This window comes from Evansella tamaricis (assembly GCF_019042215.1).
In the GTDB taxonomy this organism is placed as follows: domain Bacteria; phylum Bacillota; class Bacilli; order Bacillales; family Salisediminibacteriaceae; genus Evansella; species Evansella tamaricis.
Map to the genome: position 1 here is coordinate 1 of NZ_JAHQCS010000167.1, position 4,076 is coordinate 4,076.

Consider the following 4,076-nt stretch of genomic DNA (forward strand, 5'->3'; position numbering starts at 1 on the left):
TTAAAGATTGCGACGGCTACGCTCATTGCTTAGGGACTGTAAAAGTGGAAAAGCACCACTTTTTCAGTTCCCTTGCGAGTAGGCGCTGGAGCTAGACAACTTGCCCGAAGGTGCAAAAAACTTATAAATTCTTATCTTTTAAAAAAGCCGTCACCCCCCTTGGCCATTAGACAAGGAAGTGACGGCTACGGTTCAGATAAACAACTACATATCAGTAGTTTTTACTAGTTCGCTTACACTTCTATTCCAGATTGCTTTTCACGACGGGATACAATAATTAGGAAGAAAGCTCCCGCCAGTAATGTGAGTAATCCGATTAATAGCAATGTATAACTGTTCGTTGCTGTTACAGGAAGTTTGTGCTTTTCATCTACTGTAGGTTTTTCCTTATCGACAGTAGTGTCATCTGCACTTTCCAATTCAAATACGGTAAATGTACTGAAATGGTCCACGTCTACTGAAATAAATCCATCTTTATATTCTCCACCCACAAGTTCCCACGTTTCCGTATCAGGATTCCAGTAGAATACTTTTACAAGATCAGGATTTTTCACCTTACTTGTATCGACTTTGAACGTAAGAGTGACTGGTGAGTCAAATTTGTTAATTAATTTGCCACCTTGATAGATTTTAAAGTCATAAACAGCACTTAATGCACCTTCAATATCATTCATTTTTTGGAGATAAATATTAACCGCTTCATTTCCATTTGTAAATACAGATGCCGGGATACTAATCTCCACATCTTTCATTTGAACGGTGACTGTTGCATTTTGTTCTTTTAACGTTTTAATTTGCTCTTTCGTGAAGGAAACTTTCATGGAAGAATCATTTTTGCTTAAATCAACGACTAATTCTCCATCTTTTTCTACTTTCTTTACATCTTTATCCTTAATAGTAGCCTGATTTTCTTTTACAACAGGTTTTGTAACAACCGGTTTTGGTTTAGGCGTGTCTTTGTCATTTTTGTCTTTTTTGTCTTTACCTGGTTCCTTGGAATCAGGTTTTCCAGTTAGGGTAAGAACACCGAAAACAGATGGATCTTGGTACCCTTGACCAGTTGTATCATTCCAAGCTGCAATACCAACACGTGCGTTATCAGCTGCATCGTTAACTTGTGCATCAAACCCAATCTTTTTCCCGTTCTCTGGTGATATTTCAGTGAGTGGAATCTTCATTTCAACAACATAAGATGTACCATTTACTTTTGCTGCTGATTCAAACCCTTCATAAACACTTGGATCACCTGCACCAGTTGACTGATCATTTTCAAAGTTCACCCGGTATTGGCCGACACCAGGATAAGCAGCATAGTTTGGTGCTTTACCGTTTGTTTGGTCTAAAAACACTTCCACAGAGTCTTGCTCCCAAGCATCTGCATTTCCTTTATCAAGCTCTGAGTCATTTACCTCAAACAATACATAAAGATTCTCCTCATCCCAGAGTACACGTGCCATACCAGTTGCAGTTGACCATGCTTGTTGGAATCTGTTAATGCTTAAGCGTGGTGCATTTGCCCATACAGCATCTATTTCACCATTTAGAATAGGTGCTGTTTCAGTGTAGACACCTTCGCCTTGACGTACTAAATCACCAATATCTTCATAGTTTTCTAAGAACCCTTCTGGATCAATAACTGCTTCATAAGCTAACTTCGCTTGTAAGTTACTATCAAACAGAAGTGGTGATTGAGATGCACGCCAGCTTGTTGAGTCATTTAACCCCCAAAATGTTACACGGGAAATATGCTCACTTTTTTCCTTATAGAGTTCAAATAGTTTAGCATAAATATAAGCTTGGCGATTAGCCTGTGCTGCAGTTTGAACACCATCATCACCTGCGGTAACATCAAGTTCAGTTACACCAATTTCAAGACCTAGGTTAATGAAGCGTTCCATCGATTCCCGAACATTTGCAGGATTCGTACCTAAGTTATAGTGTGCTTGCATCCCCATACCTTCGATCAATAAATCCTCGGTATTATGTTCTTCTTGGTAACGTTCATTTATGTCTTTAATCATATGATAGATAATTGTTGATTTATTATGATCGTCATCATTGTAATCATTATAAAACAATGTGACATCAAGTCCGAGCTCTTCTTTTACTTCTTTCGCTTTCTTAAAAGCAAGTTCAACATAATCTGCCCCGAGAGTATCGTACCAACCATTTTGTGCTGTTCTTATATGCGCCTTCCAATCATCAAGGGGAACCCCTTGTCTAGGAACAATCGCTTCGTTCACAACATCCCATGATATAATTGCATCTCGAAATTCTTGATTTTGTGCAAAGTTCCCCATTGTTTCTTCAATATGAGTGTACATATTCTCTCTAGCTACTTCATCAGGTAATGGATTCCCATTTCCATCGTAATAAAGACCAGCGTATGATTGACTGTGCCAAACAAGTACGTGACCGTGAACTTTAAATCCTTCTTCTGATGCTCTTTCAACAAGAGAATTCGCAGCATCAAAGTTAAATTCACCATCAGCACCATACATATAACTTGGTTTCATAGCATTTTCAGCTGTAACTAAGTTATGGTGTTTTTCAAGTAATTCTAACCGAACACCATCAAACTCAGCCATACTTACTGCATTACCAATTAAGAAATCCCCTTCATAGACATCTTTAATTGGCGTTAAATCTTGCACTTCAATTGCACCAGCATCTGTTTTTACAAAACTAATATCATCAATGTAGTAAGATGCATTCACATTACTACTTTCCACATAAATAGACAAGTTTCCGCCACCAAGACTTGAATAACGGTATTTACCTTTTAATTCTACCCACTCAGAACTCGTAACTGTTGCACTGGTGATGTTATTGTAGCTTGCACCATCACCGTCACCTACTTGGGTGGAAAGTGTTAACTGCGCACTGCTTGGTTCATGCATTTTTACCCACACAGAAATCTCATACTCACTTCCTTGATCTACATAGTCAATGACATCAAGTTTAGGTCCATGCCAATTCTGCTGACGATTTTCTACTAGAAGTGAATAGTTACCACCTTCCGTATGATTTACACCTTCTGAAATAGTTAATACTTCATCACCATGGCGACCGGTAAATCCATTAAGATCCCCATCTTCAAAAGTAATTGTTTCCATTACTTCTGCAGGTGGACGAGGGGGACCATCTGTTCCAGGTGCTGGCGCTGTCATTGTAATTACAATATTATCAACATAATATGATAATGTTGTTGTAGCAGCTTCAAAGTAGAGTGTTAAACTAGTCGGATCAAAATCATAGGTGAAAGTACCTTCAATGCTATGCCAATCATTATCAGTTGCCGATACTTCCCCTACACGTGGATAGGTTTCTTCTCCAGCAATATTCGTTAACATCGTTGCTACCAGTGTTTCTTCTTCCCCTTCAGGAATATCATCGATTACTTTTACATCAGCAGTAATACTGTATACTGCATTTTTTTGTAGAAGATCTGTTACATTAACAGCTGCGCCGTGCCAATTTGCTGTTCTATTAGTAACTTTAAGGCTGTATTCACCTGAAGATGCTGCTTCGTCTGTTCTTCCAACATTAACATCATCACCTCGCGCTACAAAACCTTGCGCACTTTCCTCGAAATCAAAATGCGCGATTTCAATTGGAGTAAATGGTTCTTCTGGTGTTCCAGGAGTCACAACAACACCATGTTGGATAACTTTAAAGTTATCAATAAAAAAGTCTGGTGCACTACCCGATTCATGTGACTCAATATAGATTATAAACTCTGTTGTGTCTTCATGATATTCAAAATTTTCTAGTTCAAATGTTGTCCATGCATCGGAACCAACTTCTTTATTTCCGATTAACCAAGGATTCTCATTTGTAGTACCTGGATATGCATATTTTGAAGCTAGACGAAGGGTATCTGTACCTTCACTCATTTTCACATCGAAACTTAATGTGTATGTTTCACCTTTATCTAATTTATTTGTTAAGTTAAGAGCTAAACTAGATCCTCTTTCAGACCGATTAAAGAACTTAAGTGATTGATTTCCTGTTGATGCAGTTTCATCCGTTGTTTCCACCTCAGCTGTTGGTGCCCAACTTAAGGGTTCCCATCC

Annotated in this window: 1 protein-coding gene; it reads right to left on the reverse strand. The window is 38.5% G+C overall.

All coding sequences use genetic code 11. The features are described from left to right. Window positions 1-233: 233 nt before the first annotated feature. Window positions 234-4,076: endo-1,4-beta-xylanase (locus tag KS419_RS20680; protein ID WP_217068510.1), on the reverse strand; the 3,843-nt coding region annotated here is incomplete at its 5' end.